The sequence below is a fragment of the Streptacidiphilus anmyonensis genome (assembly GCF_000787855.1).
Classification (GTDB): domain Bacteria; phylum Actinomycetota; class Actinomycetes; order Streptomycetales; family Streptomycetaceae; genus Streptacidiphilus; species Streptacidiphilus anmyonensis.
Genome location: NZ_BBPQ01000068.1, coordinates 29,778 through 45,691 on the forward strand (window position 1 = coordinate 29,778; position 15,914 = coordinate 45,691).

A 15,914-nucleotide genomic window follows, 5' to 3' on the forward strand; every position below is an offset into this window, starting at 1 on the left:
GCGTGCTGCCGTCCTTGATCGGCGGGTGCTTCGGCAGCCGGAGCGTGAAGACGGCTCCGACGCCGTCCGCGGCGTTGGCCGCGGTGATGGTGCCGCCGTGGATGCGGGCGTTCTCCATGGCGATCGACAGGCCGAGCCCGCTGCCCTCGGAGCGGCGGCGTGAGGCGTCCGCCTTGAAGAACCGGTCGAAGACGTGCGGCAGGACGTCCTCGGGGATGCCCGGCCCGCCGTCGGCCACCTCGACGACCAGCCAGTCGCCGCGCGCGTCGGAGTCCTCGCGGGCCCGGACCCGGACCGGGGAGCCGCCGTGTTTGAGCGCGTTGCCGATCAGGTTGGCCAGCACCACGTCGACGCGGCGCGGGTCCACCCGGGCGACCAGGCCGCGCGGCGCGTCCAGCTCGACCGCGTCCAGCCAGGCGCGGGCGTCGATGGTCGAGGTGATCAGGTCGGCGATGTCGACCTCGTCGAGGACCACCTTGGCGGTTCCCGCGTCGAAGCGGGTCACCTCCATCAGGTTCTCCACCAGCTCGGTCAGCCGTCGGGTCTCGCTGACGACCAGGCGCACGGCAGGCTCGATCATCGGATCGAGCATGTCCGCCTCGTCCTCGAGGATGTCGGTGACAGCGGTCATCGCGGTCAGCGGCGTGCGCAGCTCGTGCGACATGTCGGCGACGAACCGGCGGCTGGCGTGCTCGCGCGCGCTCAGCTCGTCGACCTGCGCCTCCAGCGCGGCCGCCGTGTGGTTGAAGGTCCGCGAGAGCTCCGCCAGCTCGTCCTGGCCGGTGACGTCGAGACGGGTGTCGAGATTGCCCTCGCCGAGCCGGCGCGCCGCCTCCGCGAGCCGCGCCACGGGCCGCAGCACCGTCGCCGCCGCGGCCTGCGCCAGCAGCGCCGCGCCGACCAGGGCCAGCAGCGTCGCGATGCCCAGCGACCAGGCCAGGGAGTTGAGGTCCCGCTGCTCGTCGTCGAGGGACTTGAACATGTAGGCGGTCGGCCCGCTCGGCAGCACCTTGGTGCCGCCGATCAGGTAGGGCACGCCGTCCAGGTTCACCCGCTGCCAGAACAGGTGGTAGCCGCCCGGGTCGGTGGTGCAGTGCGCGCAGGGCTGCTCCACCTGCTGGCGCAGCACGGCCGGCACGGCGGCGGCGGTGTACTTGGAGTACCGCGAGGCGACCGTGCAGCTCGGCGAGGTCATGGAGACGTCGTAGCGCAGCCCCGTGGTGGCCACGACGTTCGCGGCCACCTGGAGGTCCTGGCAGCTCGGCTCCAGCGGCAGCGCGGTGACGGTGCGGTCGAGCTGGTTGCGGAAGTCCGCGAGCGCCGTGTCCTGGGTGCGCTTCAGCACCGCGTCACGGTTGAGCCAGTACGCGATGCCGGAGGACGAGACCGCCGCCGCGAGGGCGACCACCGCGCAGACGGCGATCATGCGTATCCGCAGCGAGGTCAGCCGCAGCCGACTGGCGACCCAGCTGGCGCGCGGGTGCGCCGAACGCGGCTCGGTCCCCGGCGGGGTGGCGCCTTCGGAGTCCCGCCCGTGGCCGTGGCCGCGGGCGTTGCCGTTCCGGTCGCCGTCGCGGTTCCGGTTGCCGTCGCCGTTGCCGTTGCCGTTGGGTGCGGTGGTCGTGGAGCGGTTCGTCACGCCGGGGCGTCCAGGCGGTAGCCGACCCCGCGCACGGTGCGGATCAGGGTGGGCGCGGACGGCACGTCCTCGACCTTGGCGCGCAGCCGCTGGACGCAGGCGTCCACCAGGCGCGAGTCGCCCAGGTAGTCGTGCTCCCAGACCAGCCGCAGCAGCTGCTGGCGCGAGAGCGCCTGGCCGGGCCGACGGCTCAGCTCCAGCAGCAGGCGCAGCTCGGTCGGGGTGAGCTGGAGCTCGTCGCCGCGCTTGGTCACGGTCATCGCGTTGCGATCGATCACCAGGTCGCCGAAGGCCGCCGAGTCCGAGCTCTCCCGCTCGCCGCGCCGCAGCACCGCACGGATGCGCGCGTCCAGCACGCGCGGCTGCACCGGCTTGACGACGTAGTCGTCCGCGCCGGACTCCAGCCCGACCACCACGTCGATGTCGTCGGAGCGCGCCGTCAGCAGGATGATCGGCAGCTGGTCGGTGCGGCGGATACGCCGACAGACCTCGAAGCCGTCGATGCCGGGCAGCATGACGTCGAGCACGATCAGGTCCGGGCGCTGCTCCTTGAAGAGCTTCAGGCCGTCCTCGCCGGAGGCGGCCACGGAGACGCGGTGACCCTGGCGGGTCAGCGCGAGCTCCAGTCCGGTACGGATCGCGTCGTCGTCCTCGATGAGCAACAGGTGAGACACGCGGTTCATTGTGGCGTACCGCCCGCGTGGGATCGACCCTCCCGTGGGCCGGGGTGCACCGTGACAGGCTCTGTGACACGCCTGTGACAGTCGGCGGACAGGGCGATGAAAACCCCTTGGCAGGATTTTCTGTGTCGGGCCGGACCAGCAGCCCGGCACCGAACACCGAGTACCGAGCACCGAGCTCCGACCGGAACCCGAGGGAGTACCCGATGAACGCAGTCCTCGAGGCGCACGCCGACAAGGCCGCCGCGACCCTGCCTCACCAGACGTACTCCGTCCGTCACCTTCACGCGGTGGGACGCCACGAGGCGGCGTACGGTTCCACGGGCACGTGGGAGTCGGCGAACGCCGACGACTTCACCGCCTACGTGAAGGAGCGCCGTGCGTCGCTGTACGCCACGGCCTACCACCTGACGGGGGACCGCTTCGCGGCCGAGGACCTGCTGCAGAGCGCGCTCTTCAGCACCTACCGGGCCTGGGACCGGATCTCCGACAAGGCGGCGGTCGGCGGCTACATGCGCCGCACCATGACCAACCTGCACATCTCGGCGTGGCGCCGGCGCAAGGTCAACGAGTACCCCACCGAGGAGATGCCGGAGACCGCGGGCGACACCGACGCGATGGGCGGCACGGAGCTGCGGACGGTGCTGTGGCAGGCGCTGGCCAAGCTTCCGGAGAACCAGCGCACCATGCTGGTGCTGCGCTACTACGAGGGCAAGACGGACCCGGAGATCGCCGACGTGCTGGGGATCAGCGTCGGCACGGTCAAGAGCGGCATCTGGCGCGCCCTGCGCCGGCTGCGTGAGGACGAGACGCTGGCGGCGCAGGACGGGGACCTGGGGCACGCCTTCGGCGAGCTCGTCGCGTAAGGACCTTATCGAGGGGGAGGCTGTGGGCACGGGGGTAGCCCACAGCAGCACGAGGCCTGGGCTTCGGTGTCGGGGGACGCCGGGGTCCAGGCCTTCTGTGTGCCGACGCTACGCCGCGGCCGGTTGGGCGGGCAGGGCCTCGCGCCCGCGGGCGCTGACGCGCTGGAGGGCCTCCCGGCCGTTGCAGGGGGTGGCGCCGAGTTCCCGCTGCCGGGTCACGACCGCCCGCTCCGCGCGCATCAGCCGGTAGCCGCGGCGGACCAGGAACGGGACGGACTTGCGGGCCTCGCGCACGTCGCGCAGGAAGCGCCGGTAGGCCGTGGTGAGGGCGTGGTTGCGCAGGCAGATCGCGTCGCCGAGGAGGCCCTCGGCCTCGCACGCGCGGACGATCTCGGCCGCGAAGATCCCTTCGGCGATGAACGCGACGGCCCCGTCGAGGGTGATCGTGTGGGTGCCGACGCGGCCGTTGGCCGGGATCGAGTAGACGGGGACGTCCGCTGAACCCGTGTCACAGAGTGTGCGGATCGCCGCCATCGCCTGGTCGAAGTGCCAGGACCGCGGGTCGTCCCAGTCGACGCTGCCGTCCTGGAGGCGCGGCAGGGTCGGGTCGTCGCCGTCCTTGTAGAAGTCGTCGAGCTGGAGGACCGGGAGGCCGGCCCGCTCGGCCAGGGTGGACTTGCCGGAACCGGAGGGGCCGCAGAGGAGGATGACGCGCGCCGGGGAGAGGTTCACGGAAGAAGTACTCACGGGACACCAGTGTGACATCCCGAAGTAAAGGAACGGGCACGTGCTCACGGCGAGAGAGCACGTGCCCGCGTCGATGTGGGGAGGGTTACATCCCCATCGGGTGCCAGACCGTCTTCGTCTCCAGGAACGTCAGCAGGCGGTCGGTGCCGGGCGCGGTCGTCCAGTCGTGGGACGCCGGCTCCGGGCGCAGCACGCGCTTGAGCGTGTCCGCCGCCGCGACCTCCAGGTCCTTGGCCGAGGCCGGGCCCTCCTCCGCCACGATGCCCGCCAGGTCGAGCGCGTTGACGTCCGCGTGGGAGGCGAGCGTCGGGGCGATGTCCTCGGTGCGGCCCGAGATCAGGTTGACCACGCCGCCCGGCAGGTCGGAGGTGGCCAGCACCTCGCCCAGCGAGAGGCCCGGGAGCGGGGCTCCGGGGGCCAGGGCGACCACGGCGGTGTTGCCCGTCGCGATGACCGGGGCCAGCACCGAGACCAGGCCCAGCAGCGAGAAGCCGTGGCCGCCCTGGGGAGCGACGACGCCGACGACGCCGGTCGGCTCCGGGGTGGACAGGTTGAAGTACGGGCCGGCGACCGGGTTGGCGTTGCCCGCGATCTGGGCGACCTTGTCCGTCCAGCCCGCGTACCAGACCAGGCGGTCGACGGCGGCGTCGACGAGCGGCGCGGCCTTCTTCGCCGTCAGGCCCTCGGAGACGGCCACCTCGGCGGTGTACTGCTCGCGGCGGCCCTGGAGCATCTCGGCCGCGCGGTAGAGGATCTGGCCGCGGTTGTACGCGGTCGCGCCCGACCAGCCGCCGAAGGCCTTGCGGGCGGCGGAGACCGCGTCGCGGGTGTCCTTGCGGGTGCCCTGGGGGGCGTTGGCGAGCCACTCGCCGGTCTTGCGGTCGGTCACCTCGTACACCCGTCCGCTCTCGGAGCGCGGGAACTTGCCGCCGACGAAGAGCTTGTAGGTCTTGTAGACATCAAGCCGGAGAGCACTGGTGGGCTCAGACATCGAGGTAGGCCTCCAGACCGTGGCGACCGCCCTCGCGGCCGTAGCCCGACTCCTTGTAGCCGCCGAACGGCGAGGTCGGGTCGAACTTGTTGAAGGTGTTGGACCACACCACGCCGGCGCGGAGCTTGCCCGCCATCCACAGGATGCGCGAGCCCTTCTCGGTCCAGATGCCGGCCGACAGCCCGTAGGGGGTGTTGTTGGCCTTGGCGACGGCCTCCTCCGGGGTCCGGAAGGTCAGCACCGACAGGACCGGGCCGAAGATCTCCTCGCGCGCGATCCGGTGGGTGGCGGAGACGTTGCTGAAGACCGTCGGGGCGAACCAGTAGCCGGCGGACGGCAGCTCGCAGGAGGGGGACCAGCGCTCGGCGCCCTCGGCCTCGCCCGCGGCGGTCAGCTCCTGGATCCGCGCGAGCTGCGCGGCGGAGTTGATGGCGCCGACGTCGGTGTTCTTGTCCAGCGGGTCGCCGACGCGCAGCGTCGACATGCGGCGCTTGAGGGCGTCCATGACGTCGTCGTGGATCGACTCCTGAACCAGCAGGCGCGAGCCCGCGCAGCAGACGTGGCCCTGGTTGAAGAAGATGCCGTCGACGATGCCCTCGACCGCCTGGTCGATCGGCGCGTCGTCGAAGACGATGTTCGCGGCCTTGCCGCCGAGCTCCAGCGAGAGGCGCTTGGTGGTCCCGGCCAGGGTGCGCGCGATGGCGCGGCCGACCTCGGTCGAGCCGGTGAAGGCGACCTTGTCGATGTCGGGGTGCGCGGTCAGCGCGGCGCCGGTGCGTCCGTCGCCGGTGATGATGTTGACGACGCCCTTGGGCAGACCGGCCTGGCGGCAGATCTCCGCGAAGCGCAGCGCGGTCAGCGGGGTGGTCTCGGCGGGCTTCAGGACGACCGTGTTGCCGGTGGCGAGCGCCGGGGCGATCTTCCACGCCAGCATCAGCAGCGGGAAGTTCCACGGGATGACCTGCGCGGCCACGCCCACCGGGCGCGGGTTCGGCCCGTAGCCGGCGAACTCCAGCTTGTCGGCCCAGCCGGCGTAGTAGAAGAAGTGCGCGGCGACCAGCGGCAGGTCGACGTCGCGGGTCTCCTTGATCGGCTTGCCGTTGTCGATCGACTCCAGGACGGCCAGCTCGCGCGAGCGCTCCTGGATGATCCGGGCGATGCGGAACAGGTACTTGCCGCGCTCGGCGCCGGACAGGGCGGACCAGGAGGTGAACGCCTTGCGGGCGGCGGCGACGGCGCGGTCCACGTCGGCCTCGGTGCCCTGCGCGAACTCGGCCAGGACCTCCTCGGTGGAGGGGTCGACGGTCTTCAGGGCCTCGGAGCCGGTGGACTCGACGAACTCGCCGTCGATGTAGTGCCCGTACGTCGAGGCGATGTCGCCGGCGGCGGCGCGCGACTCGGGCGCGGGGGCGTAGTCGAACAGTGCCATGGTGATCAGTCCACCGTCACGTAGTCGGGACCGGAGTAGCGGCCGGAGGCCAGCTTCTGCCGCTGCATCAGCAGGTCGTTGAGCAGGCTGGAGGCGCCGAACCGGAACCAGTCCGGGGTCAGCCAGTCGTCACCGAGGATCTCGTTCACCATGACCAGGTACTTCATGGCGTCCTTGGTGGTACGGATACCCCCGGCAGGCTTCACACCCACCTGGATGCCGGTGGCTTCGCGGAAGTCGCGGACGGCCTCCATCAGCACCAGGGTGTTGGCGGGGGTCGCGTTGACGGTGACCTTGCCGGTGGAGGTCTTGATGAAGTCGGCCCCGGCCAGCATCGCCAGCCAGGAGGCGCGGCGGATGTTGTCGTAGGTGACGAGCTCGCCGGTCTCGAAGATCACCTTGAGATGGGCGGCGGTGCCGTCCGGGCGCTCGCACGCCTTCCTGATCTCGGCGATCAGCTCGTAGATCTCCAGGTACCGGCCGGAGAGGAAGGCCCCCCGGTCGATGACCATGTCGACCTCGTCGGCTCCGGCGGCGACGGCCTCGGCGGTGTCGGCCAGCTTGACCGGCAGCCCGGCCCGGCCGGAGGGGAAGGCGGTGGCCACGGCGGCGACGTTGATCGGCGCGCCGCCGAGGGCCTCCTTGGCGAAGGGGACCATGTCGGGGTAGACGCAGACGGCCGCGGTGTGCGGCACGTCCGGGTTCCCGGGGTCGGGGTTCTTGGCCTTCTGACAGAGCGAGCGCACCTTGCCGGGGGTGTCCGCACCCTCCAGCGTGGTGAGGTCGATCATGGAGATGGCCAGATCGATGGCGTACGCCTTGGCGGTGGTCTTGATCGACCGCGTGCCGAGCCCGGCGGCGCGTGCCTGCAGGCCGACGGCGTCGATGCCGGGCAGCCCGTGCAGGAACCGGCGCAGGGAGGCCTCGGAGGAGGCGACCTCGGCGAGTCCGCTCGCGGCGAGGCCGCTGGTGCTGAGGGGAGAGGAGGACATGCTCACCAATGCAGCATATCTACACGCGTAGCGTTTCGTTAGGGGGGCGTCCGTGTGACTTTGTCCCGTCGATGCGATTCCGAGACCCGTACTCCTGTGGTGCACGGCGTGAACTGGGGCAGAATCGATGACCATGAGCGACACCCCGGCCCGTGAGAACACGGCCCCCACGTTTCACGACAAGGTCTACCGCAGCGGGGGCGGCATCGCCGGCGGCATCCTCCTGCTGATCCTGCTCTTCTGGCTGTGCATCGACGCGATGGTCCGCGGCTCGGGCAGCGCGCCGGGCCTGGCCGCGTCGATCATGGTGCTCGGCATCCCGCTGATCGTCGCGTTCACCCTCTGGCCCCAGGTGCGCGCGGGCGCCGACCGGCTGCTGGTGCGCAACCCCTTCCGCACCATCGAGACGCGCTGGGACGGCGTGGAGTCGCTGACCGCGGCCCTCTCCGTCGAGCTGCGCGCGGGCGGGCACAAGTTCATCGTCTGGGCGCTGCCGGTCTCGCTGCGCCAGCGCAAGCGCGCGAACCGTCGCGCGATGATCGCCACCGGCGACCGCGGCACGCTCTCCAGGACGCCGCGCCCGAGCATGTTCGGCAACAGCGCGGCACTGGACAACGACGGACCGACCCAGGCCGTGGCCGACAAGGCCGTCGCCGAGCTGAACGAGCGCGTCGAGAAGTACCGCCGGCAGCTGCCCGCGGACGCCGGCGCGCCCGAGCTCAAGGTCACCTGGACCTGGTGGCTCATCGCGCCCATGGTCGCGGGCGCGCTCGCGGCGATCGTCATCCTCGCCGTGGGCTGACGCTCAGCCCTCCGCGCGGCCGTCGCCCCCGGTGGCACGGAAGGCGGCGCGCAGGTCGGACAGCTCCGCCTCGGTGACCCCGTGCGCGAGCAGGTACCGTGTGGCGTCGCCGTGGGAGGCGCGCAGCGAGGCCAGGAACGCGCTCATCAGGCCCACGTGGACCGGGCGGGAGCGCCGCTCCGTGCCGTGCTCGTCGACGTAGTAGACCGGGCCCTGGTCCAGCCCGAGGCCGGCGTTGGAGAGGTGGTAGTCCGCGAGGATGTCGGCGTCCGAGACGCCGAGTGCGGACAGCAGGGTGGCCACCGTGACGCCGGTGCGGTCCTTGCCGACCGCGCAGTGGATCAGCGCGGGCAGTGCGCCGGGCACGGCCAGCGCGCTGACGGCGGCGGCGATGGCCGGGCCCGCCGTCGCCGACATGAAGGCGTAGAGGTCCTCCAGCGTCTCCTCGCCCGCCTCGGCGTCCCGCCCGTCCCGGGTGTCCGCGTCCAGTGCGTCCGCGTCCGGTGCGTCCGCGTCCCGCGCCTCCACGTCCGCGTCCCGCGCCTCGTGCGCGGTCGGGCGCTCGCGCGGCGGGAACGTCGGCAGGTGCAGGAAACGGACGCCGCCGTCGAGCGGGTGGTCCGGCCAGACCTCGAGTTCCGGCGCCGACCGCAGGTCGATGATCGTGCGCAGGCCGAGCGCGGCCAGCCGCTCCGCGCCCTCCGTGGTCAGCTCGTGGAGGGAGCCGGCGCGGTACAGCAGCGCCTCGGCGACGCGGGCGCCGCCCGTCGTGGGGAAACCCCCGGCGTCGCGCAGGTTGCGCACGCCGGGGATGAGGATCAGGCGTTCGGCACCGGAAATCGACACGCCGACAGCATGTCAGATCAGATGCCCGCCGCCACGGCCAGGTCCGTCTTGAGAGACGCCAGCAGCGCCGCCGCGCGCTCCCGGGCCGCGCCCAGCTCGGCGACTCCGCCGACCGGGACGACGACCTCCAGGTAGCACTTCAGCTTCGGCTCCGTCCCGGACGGGCGGACCACGATGCGCGCCGAGGAGACCCCCTCGCCGCTCAGGTGGTAGCGCAGTCCGTCCGTCGGCGGGAGCTTCTCGGAGCCCTGCTCCAGGTCCTCCGCGGAGTCCACGTGCAGGCCCGCGAGCCGCACCGGCGGCTGCTCGCGCAGCCGGGCCATGGCGTCGGCGATCACGCGCAGGTCGGCGACGCGGACCGAGAGCTGGTCGGTGGCGTGCAGGCCGTGGGTGGCGGCCAGGTCGTCCAGCAGGTCCTGGAGGGTGCGGCCCTGGGACTTCAGCGTCGCGGCGAGCTCGGCGAGCAGGAGCGCGGCGCTGACGCCGTCCTTGTCGCGGACGGCCTCGGGGTCGACGCAGTAGCCGAGCGCCTCCTCGTAGCCGTAGCGCAGGCCGTCGACCCGCGAGAGCCACTTGAAGCCGGTCAGGGTCTCGGCGTAGCCGAGGCCCGCCGCCTCGGCGATCCGGCCGAGCAGCGAGGAGGAGACGATCGTCGTGGCGAACGTCCCCTTCGCGCCCTTCGCGACCAGGTGCGCGGCGAGCAGCGCGCCGACCTCGTCGCCGCGCAGCATGCGCCAGCCGAGGGCGTCCCCCGGGTCGCCGGAGGGAATCGCGACCGCGAGGCGGTCGGCGTCGGGGTCGTTGGCGATGACGATGTCCGGCTGGTGCTCGGCGGCGGCCGCGAAGGCCAGGTCCATCGCGCCGGGCTCCTCCGGGTTCGGGAAGGAGACGGTCGGGAAGGCCGGGTCCGGGTCGCCCTGGAGGGTGACCACGGTCGGCGCGGGGAAGCCCGCGCGTTCGAAGGCGGCCAGGAAGGTGCCGCGGCCGACGCCGTGCATGGGGGTGTAGACGACGGACAGGTCGCGCGGCGCGTGGTCGTCCACGACGGCGGCGGCGCGGGCCAGGTAGGGCTCCAGCACGTCCGCCTCGGAGAGCACCTCCCAGCCCTCGGTCGCGAGCGGCACCTCGTCGAGCGTGCCGACGGCGGCGATCTCGGCGGCGATGCCGGTGTCGTGCGGCGGGACGATCTGCGAGCCGCCGAAGGCGCCGCCCAGGTAGACCTTGTAGCCGTTGTCGCGCGGCGGGTTGTGGCTGGCCGTCACGGCGACGCCGGCGGCCGCACCGAAGTGGCGGACGGCGAAGGCGAGCACGGGAGTGGGCAGCGGGCCGGGCAGCAGCGCCGCCTTGAGGCCCTGGGCGACCATCACCGCGGCGGTGTCGCGGGCGAACGCCTCCGAGTTGTGGCGGGCGTCGTAGCCGACGACGACGAGCCCGGCGGTGGAGCCGCGCTTGAGGTAGGCGGCCAGGCCCGCCGCGGCGCGGATGACCACGGCGCGGTTCATCCGCATCGGGCCCGCGCCCATCTCGCCGCGCAGGCCGGCGGTGCCGAACTGCAGTGTGCCGTTGAACCGTTCGGCCAGCTCCGACCAGGCCTTCTCGCTCGCCTCGTTCGGGTCGCCCTCGGCGGCGGCGAGAAGCGAGGAGAGCTCCTCGCGGGTCTCCGGATCCGGGTCCTCGGCCAGCCAGCTGCGGGCCCGGGAGAGCAGATCGCCGTCGTGGTAGGCAGTCATCGCGTCACGTCCTCGTCATGGGAAGTACGCCGCGCAGGCGCGGTACAAGTGCCGTGCAAAGCCGTACAAAAAGCATGGCATCCGGCGTGCGAACCGTCGGATGCCATGCGGGTGATCGAAGAAAATGAAGGGTCAGATCCGCTCGAGGACCTTGGCCAGCAGCGCGCCCATGCGGGTGGCGGAAGTGCGGCCGGCCTCCAGGACCTCTTCGTGGTTGAGCGGCTCGCCGGTGATGCCGGCGGCCAGGTTGGTGACCAGCGACAGGCCGAGCACCTCGGCGCCGGCCTCGCGGGCGGCGATGGCCTCAAGCGTGGTGGACATGCCGACCAGGTCGCCGCCGATGGCGCGGACCATGCCGATCTCGGCCGGGGTCTCGTAGTGCGGGCCGGGGAACTGGACGTAGACGCCCTCCTCCAGGGAGGGGTCGACCTCCTTGCACAGTGCGCGCAGACGCGAGGCGTACAGGTCCGTCAGGTCCACGAAGTTGGCGCCGACGATGGGGGAGGCGCCGGTGAGGTTGATGTGGTCGCTGATCAGGACCGGCTGGCCCGGCTGCATGCCCTGGCGCAGGCCGCCGCAGCCGTTGGTCAGCACGACGGTGCGGCAGCCGGCCGCGACGGCGGTGCGCACGCCGTGGGCGACGGCGGCGACGCCGTGGCCCTCGTAGTAGTGGGTGCGGCCGAGGAAGACCAGGGCGCGCTTGTCGCCGATCTTGATCGACCGGATCTTGCCGGCGTGGCCGGCGACGGCGGGGGCCGGGAAGCCGGGCAGCTCGGTGATGGCGAACTCGTAGTCGGGCTTGCCCAGTTCGTCGGCGGCGGGAACCCAGCCGGAGCCCATCACGAGCGCGACGTCGTGCGCGTGCCCGTCGGTGAGCTCGCGCAGGCGCGCGGCGGCGGCCGCGGCCGCCTCGTAGGGGCTGGCGGGAGTGGAGCCGGCGTTCGGCTGGGTGGAAGCGTTCACGAAACGAGGATAACCAGAAACTCCTACGCGCGTAGAGCACAAATGGATGACGTTGCGGGTGATCTCGCGTCGGTCTTCGGATGAACACACGAAAACATGCCGGTCCGGGGTCCGGGCAGGCCGTGCAGCGGTTCGTTCAGCAGGGCCGCTTGCGCAGCTCCGTCACGTAGTCGTACGGGGCGCCGGCCGACTCCGCCGCGTCGGCGATGATGCCGAGGTAGCGGGCGGAGGGCAGGCCGCCCTCGTAGTCGTTGAGCACGTAGGTCCACGCGGTGACGTCGCCGTCGAGGGTGTGCACGCGGACGCGGAGCTTGCGGTAGAAGCCCAGCGGGACGCCCTCCCAGCGGTCGAGGCCCTGCTCGTCCATGGGTGCGATGTCGTAGAGCGCGACGAAGACCTGGTCCTTCTCGTCCTCGACGATCGTCGCGATCGAGCCCTCCCAGCCGAACTGCTCGCCGCCGAAGGTGAGCCGCCAGCCGTCCATCCAGCCCGTGCCGCGCAGCGGCGAGTGGGGGGCGCGGCGGCTCATCTGCCGCGCGTCGAGGTTGCTGGCATACGCGGCGTAGAGCGTCATGGGTCCTAGCGTACGGGCCGGTGCAAGGTGGGTCCGGTTGTGCGGGACAATGGGGTACGTGACTCGGATTGTGATCATCGGTGGCGGACCTGGTGGCTACGAGGCGGCGCTGGTCGCCTCGCAACTCGGCGCGGAGGTGACCATCGTCGACCGCGACGGCCTCGGCGGCGCGGCGGTGCTCACCGACTGCGTCCCCTCGAAGACGCTGATCGCGACGGCCGAGGTGATGACCACCTTCGACAGCTCCTACGAGGAGCTCGGCATCGTCGTCGCCGACGACACCCCGACCTCGGCGGCGAAGATCATCGGTGTCGACCTCGGCAAGGTCAACCGACGCGTCAAGCGGCTCGCCGTCGCCCAGTCGCACGACATCACCCAGTCCGTCACCCGCGCCGGAGTCACCGTGGTGCGCGGGTCCGGCCGCCTCGAGGGCGGGCAGGCGCTGGACGGCTCGCGTGCCGTCATCGTCGACACCACCGAGGGCGAGACGCTCGAGCTGCGCGCCGACGTCGTGCTGCTGGCCACCGGCACCCACCCGCGCGAGCTGCCCGACGCCGAGCCGGACGGCGAGCGGATCCTCACCTGGACCCAGGTCTACAACCTGGAGGAGCTGCCCGAGGAGCTCATCGTGGTCGGCTCCGGCGTGACCGGCGCCGAGTTCGCCGGCGCGTACCAGGCGCTCGGCTCCAAGGTCACCCTGGTCTCCAGCCGCGACCGCGTGCTGCCCGGGGAGGACCCGGACGCCGCCACCGTCCTGGAGGACGTCTTCCGCCGCCGCGGCATGAACGTCATGGGCCGCTCCCGCGCCGAGTCCGCGCGCCGGGTCGGCGACAAGGTCGAGGTCACCCTCTCCGACGGCCGCGTCATCACCGGCTCGCACTGCCTGATGGCGGTCGGCTCGATCCCCAACTCCGAGGGTCTGGGCCTGGAGGCGGCCGGGGTGAAGACCTCGGACTCCGGCCACATCAAGGTCGACCGGGTCTCCCGCACCTCCGCGCCCGGCGTCTACGCCGCGGGCGACGTCACCGGCGTGCTGCCGCTGGCCTCGGTCGCGGCCATGCAGGGCCGCATCGCGATGTACCACGCGCTCGGCGACGCGGTCGCGCCGCTGAACCTGAAGACCGTCTCGTCCAACGTCTTCACCGACCCCGAGATCGCCACCGTCGGCTACAGCGCCGCGGACGTCGAGTGCGGGAAGATGGACGCGGTCTGCGTCAAGCTGCCGCTGCGCAGCAACGCCCGCGCCAAGATGCAGGGCATCCGGGACGGCTTCGTGAAGCTCTACTGCCGGCCCGGCACCGGCATCGTGGTCGGCGGCGTCGTGGTGGCCCCTAAGGCGAGCGAGCTGATCCACCCGATCTCGCTGGCCGTGGACCTCAACCTGACGGTCGAGCAGATCGCCAACGCCTTCACGGTCTACCCCTCGGTGTCGGGCTCGATCGCCGAGGCGGCGCGTCAGTTGCACGTGCGCAAGCGCGCAGAGGAGAGCTGACGGCGCGTTCGGGGAGCGCGTCGCGCCACATGTGCGGCGCACAGTGTAGAGGTGTGCGCCGGTCCGCTGCGGACGTTTTGGGCAAGTAGGCGCAATCGCCTGAAAGCTAACGGTCGTGCACGTTACCGTCTGTTTCGTGTTCGCAGCAGAACGTCGCCAGTTGATCCTCGAAATGGTGCGAGCAAACGGAGCGGTCTCGCTCCGGGAGCTCGCCCGCGTCGTCCAGACCTCCGAGGTGACCGTACGTCGAGACGTACGCGCCTTGGAGGCCGAGGGCCTGCTCGACCGCCGACACGGGGGCGCGGTGCTCCCCGGCGGATTCTCCCGAGAGCCCGGATACCCCCAGAAGACTCATCTCGCCGCCGCCGAGAAGAGCGCCATCGCCGACCTCGCCGCGACCATGGTCGCCGAGGGTGACGCCATCGTCGTCGGCGCCGGCACCACCACACAGGAGCTGGCGCGTCGGCTGGCCCGGGTCCCGGGCCTCACCGTCGTCACCAACTCCCTGCTGGTGGCGCAGGCACTGGCGCACGCCAACCGCGTCGAGGTGGTGATGACCGGGGGGACGCTGCGCGGGTCCAACTACGCCCTGGTGGGCAGCGGCGCCGAGCAGTCCCTTCAGGGGCTGCGCGTCACCCGCGCCTTCATCTCCGGCAGCGGGCTGAGCGCGGAGCGCGGCCTGTCCACGACGAACATGCTGAGCGCGTCCGTCGACCGCGCGCTGGTGAACGCCGCGGCGGAGGTCGTGGTCCTGGCGGACCACAGCAAGCTGGGCAACGACACGATGTTCCAGACCGTCGCCAGCGAGGCGATCACCCACCTCGTCACGGACGAGCAGGCGACGCTGGTCGAGCCCGCGGCCCGCGAGCTGGACGCCCTGGCGGACTGCGGCGTCCAGGTCCAGCTGGCCCCGCTGACGCCTCCGACGAGCAGCTTCCCGGCGTCATCGCCGCAGGAGGCGCCGCGCAGGCCGGCCACCTTCCCCGGACAGCGGCGAGGGCCCGTCCCGGTGGCTTCCGGCAGGCGATGAGCTGCACTACCTAGGGGCGCGGGGAACTGCGCGAGTACCACCGGCGTGCGGATGGCCCGGCACGTTCGGCGCCCGCCACGTGGGTGGCTTCTCGCGCAGTTCCCCGCGCCCCTGGCGAGTTGCCTGCATCCGACGCGCGATAACCGTGCACGCCATCAGCTGTATCTGGTGAAACAGCATCAGGGGCAGGACCGTCAGGCTGACCGCTGACGCGGGGAACAGTACCGCCGCCATGGGAAGGCCGCTGGCGAGACTCTTCTTGCTGCCGCAGAAGATCAGCACGATCCGGTCCTCGCGGGAGAAGCCCGACCGCCTGCCCGCGAGGGTCGTGACGCCGAGGACGGCGAAGAGCAGCGTCAGGCACACGCCCAGCAGCAGCGCGAGCCGTGCCAGGGACAGCGAGGACCAGACCCCGGCGACCATCCCCTCGGAGAACGCGCCGTAGACCACCAGCAGGATCGACCCCCGGTCGACCAGCGTCAGCGCGGGCTTGTGCCGGGATATCCACCCCGCGATCCAGCGGCGCGAGAGCTGGCCCGCCAGGAACGGCAGCAGCAGCTGCAGCAGCAGGTCCACCGCCGAGCCCGCGTCGACGCGGGCGCTGCCGCCCATCAGCGCCGCCGTGAGCAGCGGCGTCAGCGCGATGCCGACGAGGCTGGAGAAGGACGCCGCGCAGACCGCCGCCGCGACGTTGCCGCCCGCGATGGAGGTGAAGGCGATGGACGACTGCACGGTGGACGGCAGGAGCGTCAGGAACAGCACGCCCTTGGCCAGGGACGTGCCCAGCACGGGCGCGGTCAGCGCCTGCGCGGCGACGCCCAGCAGCGGGAAGAGGGCGAAGGTGGCCAACAGGATCGTCAGATGCAGCCGCCACTGCTTCGCGCCGTCCAGCGCGGCCCTCGGCGAGAGCCGTGCGCCGTAGAGGAAGAACAGCAGGCCGATGGCGACCTCGGTGGCCAGCGAGACCGCGTGTGCGGCGCCGCCGCGGGCCGGGAACAGGGCGGCGAGGCCGACGGTCCCGAGGATCGCCAGCAGATACGGGTCGACGCCCGCCCGGCCGAGCGCGTTGCGCAGGGCCGGGACGGGCGTCGACCCGTTGTCGTGCGGGTGGTGCCGCGATATCAGCGAGCTCA

General features: G+C 72.0%; 15 protein-coding genes. 4 read left to right on the forward strand and 11 right to left on the reverse strand.

Annotation, left to right across the window (positions count from 1 at the left end):
- Both TR50_RS34845 and TR50_RS34850 read right to left on the reverse strand, forming a co-directional pair.
- Nucleotides 1-1,639 (reverse strand): ATP-binding protein (locus TR50_RS34845; protein ID WP_439654268.1); only part of this gene is annotated, 1,639 nt, incomplete at its 3' end.
- Nucleotides 1,636-2,313, reverse strand: a complete 678-nt coding sequence (locus TR50_RS34850; RefSeq protein ID WP_152648802.1) for a response regulator — start codon at nucleotides 2,311-2,313, stop codon at nucleotides 1,636-1,638. The genes TR50_RS34850 and TR50_RS34845, both read right to left, overlap by 4 nt.
- Nucleotides 2,314-2,525: 212 nt before the next feature.
- Here TR50_RS34850 and TR50_RS34855 point away from each other — a divergent pair, with 212 nt between their 5' ends.
- On the forward strand, nucleotides 2,526-3,185 hold the full coding sequence (locus TR50_RS34855) for a SigE family RNA polymerase sigma factor (protein ID WP_152648803.1): 660 nt from the start codon (nucleotides 2,526-2,528) through the stop codon (nucleotides 3,183-3,185).
- Between the two features lie 108 nt (nucleotides 3,186-3,293).
- Here TR50_RS34855 and TR50_RS34860 read toward each other — a convergent pair whose 3' ends face one another.
- The 4 genes from TR50_RS34860 to deoC all read right to left on the reverse strand — a co-directional run bounded on the left by TR50_RS34860 (nucleotide 3,294) and on the right by deoC (nucleotide 7,344).
- Nucleotides 3,294-3,932, reverse strand: a complete 639-nt coding sequence (locus TR50_RS34860; RefSeq protein WP_236654718.1) for a uridine kinase family protein — start codon at nucleotides 3,930-3,932, stop codon at nucleotides 3,294-3,296.
- A gap of 85 nt (nucleotides 3,933-4,017) precedes the next feature.
- Nucleotides 4,018-4,923, reverse strand: coding sequence for an aldehyde dehydrogenase family protein (locus tag TR50_RS34865; protein ID WP_042431701.1), 906 nt, complete (start codon nucleotides 4,921-4,923; stop codon nucleotides 4,018-4,020).
- Nucleotides 4,916-6,352 (reverse strand): aldehyde dehydrogenase family protein, encoded by a 1,437-nt coding sequence (locus TR50_RS34870; RefSeq protein ID WP_042431703.1) that lies wholly within the window; start codon nucleotides 6,350-6,352, stop codon nucleotides 4,916-4,918. Before TR50_RS34870 ends, TR50_RS34865 begins: the two co-directional genes overlap by 8 nt.
- 5 nt (nucleotides 6,353-6,357) lie before the next feature.
- Nucleotides 6,358-7,344: a deoxyribose-phosphate aldolase gene (gene deoC / locus TR50_RS34875; protein ID WP_084701487.1), complete on the reverse strand. Its 987-nt coding sequence runs from the start codon at nucleotides 7,342-7,344 to the stop codon at nucleotides 6,358-6,360.
- 133 nt (nucleotides 7,345-7,477) lie between these two features.
- Here deoC and TR50_RS34880 point away from each other — a divergent pair, with 133 nt between their 5' ends.
- Entirely contained in the window at nucleotides 7,478-8,146 is a 669-nt protein-coding gene (locus TR50_RS34880) for a PH domain-containing protein (RefSeq protein ID WP_236654719.1), read from the forward strand.
- Nucleotides 8,147-8,149: 3 nt separating this feature from the next.
- Here TR50_RS34880 and TR50_RS34885 read toward each other — a convergent pair whose 3' ends face one another.
- The 4 genes from TR50_RS34885 to TR50_RS34900 form a co-directional block, all read right to left on the reverse strand.
- The gene (locus TR50_RS34885; RefSeq protein ID WP_042431709.1) at nucleotides 8,150-8,992 is read right to left on the reverse strand and encodes a tyrosine-protein phosphatase; all 843 of its coding nucleotides are present in this window, start codon (nucleotides 8,990-8,992) and stop codon (nucleotides 8,150-8,152) included.
- A 17-nt stretch (nucleotides 8,993-9,009) separates the two neighbouring features.
- Nucleotides 9,010-10,722 (reverse strand): phospho-sugar mutase, encoded by a 1,713-nt coding sequence (locus TR50_RS34890; RefSeq protein WP_042431711.1) that lies wholly within the window; start codon nucleotides 10,720-10,722, stop codon nucleotides 9,010-9,012.
- A 132-nt stretch (nucleotides 10,723-10,854) separates the two neighbouring features.
- Nucleotides 10,855-11,685, reverse strand: coding sequence for a purine-nucleoside phosphorylase (locus TR50_RS34895; RefSeq protein WP_042431712.1), 831 nt, complete (start codon nucleotides 11,683-11,685; stop codon nucleotides 10,855-10,857).
- A gap of 136 nt (nucleotides 11,686-11,821) precedes the next feature.
- Nucleotides 11,822-12,259 carry a gamma-glutamylcyclotransferase family protein gene (locus tag TR50_RS34900; RefSeq protein ID WP_042431714.1) on the reverse strand — a complete coding sequence of 146 codons (438 nt, stop codon included), beginning with the start codon at nucleotides 12,257-12,259 and terminating at the stop codon, nucleotides 11,822-11,824.
- Between the two features lie 49 nt (nucleotides 12,260-12,308).
- Between TR50_RS34900 and TR50_RS34905 the strand changes: the two genes are divergently transcribed.
- Together TR50_RS34905 and TR50_RS34910 are read left to right on the forward strand one after the other, a co-directional pair.
- Entirely contained in the window at nucleotides 12,309-13,751 is a 1,443-nt protein-coding gene (locus TR50_RS34905) for an NAD(P)H-quinone dehydrogenase (RefSeq protein ID WP_042431716.1), read from the forward strand.
- Nucleotides 13,752-13,923: 172 nt separating this feature from the next.
- Nucleotides 13,924-14,781 (forward strand): DeoR/GlpR family DNA-binding transcription regulator, encoded by an 858-nt coding sequence (locus TR50_RS34910; RefSeq protein ID WP_042431718.1) that lies wholly within the window; start codon nucleotides 13,924-13,926, stop codon nucleotides 14,779-14,781.
- 6 nt (nucleotides 14,782-14,787) lie between these two features.
- Here TR50_RS34910 and TR50_RS34915 read toward each other — a convergent pair whose 3' ends face one another.
- Complete coding sequence (locus TR50_RS34915) at nucleotides 14,788-15,855, reverse strand: bile acid:sodium symporter family protein (RefSeq protein WP_084701495.1); 1,068 nt, start codon at nucleotides 15,853-15,855, stop codon at nucleotides 14,788-14,790.
- Between the last annotated feature and the right edge of the window lie 59 nt (nucleotides 15,856-15,914).

Bases quoted from the DNA above. Each gene is read 5' to 3' on its own strand.
- TR50_RS34855 (WP_152648803.1), top strand. From the start codon at position 2,526: ATGAACGCAGTCCTCGAGGCGCACGCCGACAAGGCCGCCGCGACCCTG.
- TR50_RS34865 (WP_042431701.1), bottom strand. From the start codon at position 4,923: ATGTCTGAGCCCACCAGTGCTCTCCGGCTTGATGTCTACAAGACCTAC.
- TR50_RS34870 (WP_042431703.1), bottom strand. From the start codon at position 6,352: ATGGCACTGTTCGACTACGCCCCCGCGCCCGAGTCGCGCGCCGCCGCC.
- deoC (WP_084701487.1), bottom strand. From the start codon at position 7,344: ATGTCCTCCTCTCCCCTCAGCACCAGCGGCCTCGCCGCGAGCGGACTC.
- TR50_RS34880 (WP_236654719.1), top strand. From the start codon at position 7,478: ATGAGCGACACCCCGGCCCGTGAGAACACGGCCCCCACGTTTCACGAC.
- TR50_RS34890 (WP_042431711.1), bottom strand. From the start codon at position 10,722: ATGACTGCCTACCACGACGGCGATCTGCTCTCCCGGGCCCGCAGCTGG.
- TR50_RS34900 (WP_042431714.1), bottom strand. From the start codon at position 12,259: ATGACGCTCTACGCCGCGTATGCCAGCAACCTCGACGCGCGGCAGATG.
- TR50_RS34905 (WP_042431716.1), top strand. From the start codon at position 12,309: ATGGGGTACGTGACTCGGATTGTGATCATCGGTGGCGGACCTGGTGGC.
- TR50_RS34910 (WP_042431718.1), top strand. From the start codon at position 13,924: ATGGTGCGAGCAAACGGAGCGGTCTCGCTCCGGGAGCTCGCCCGCGTC.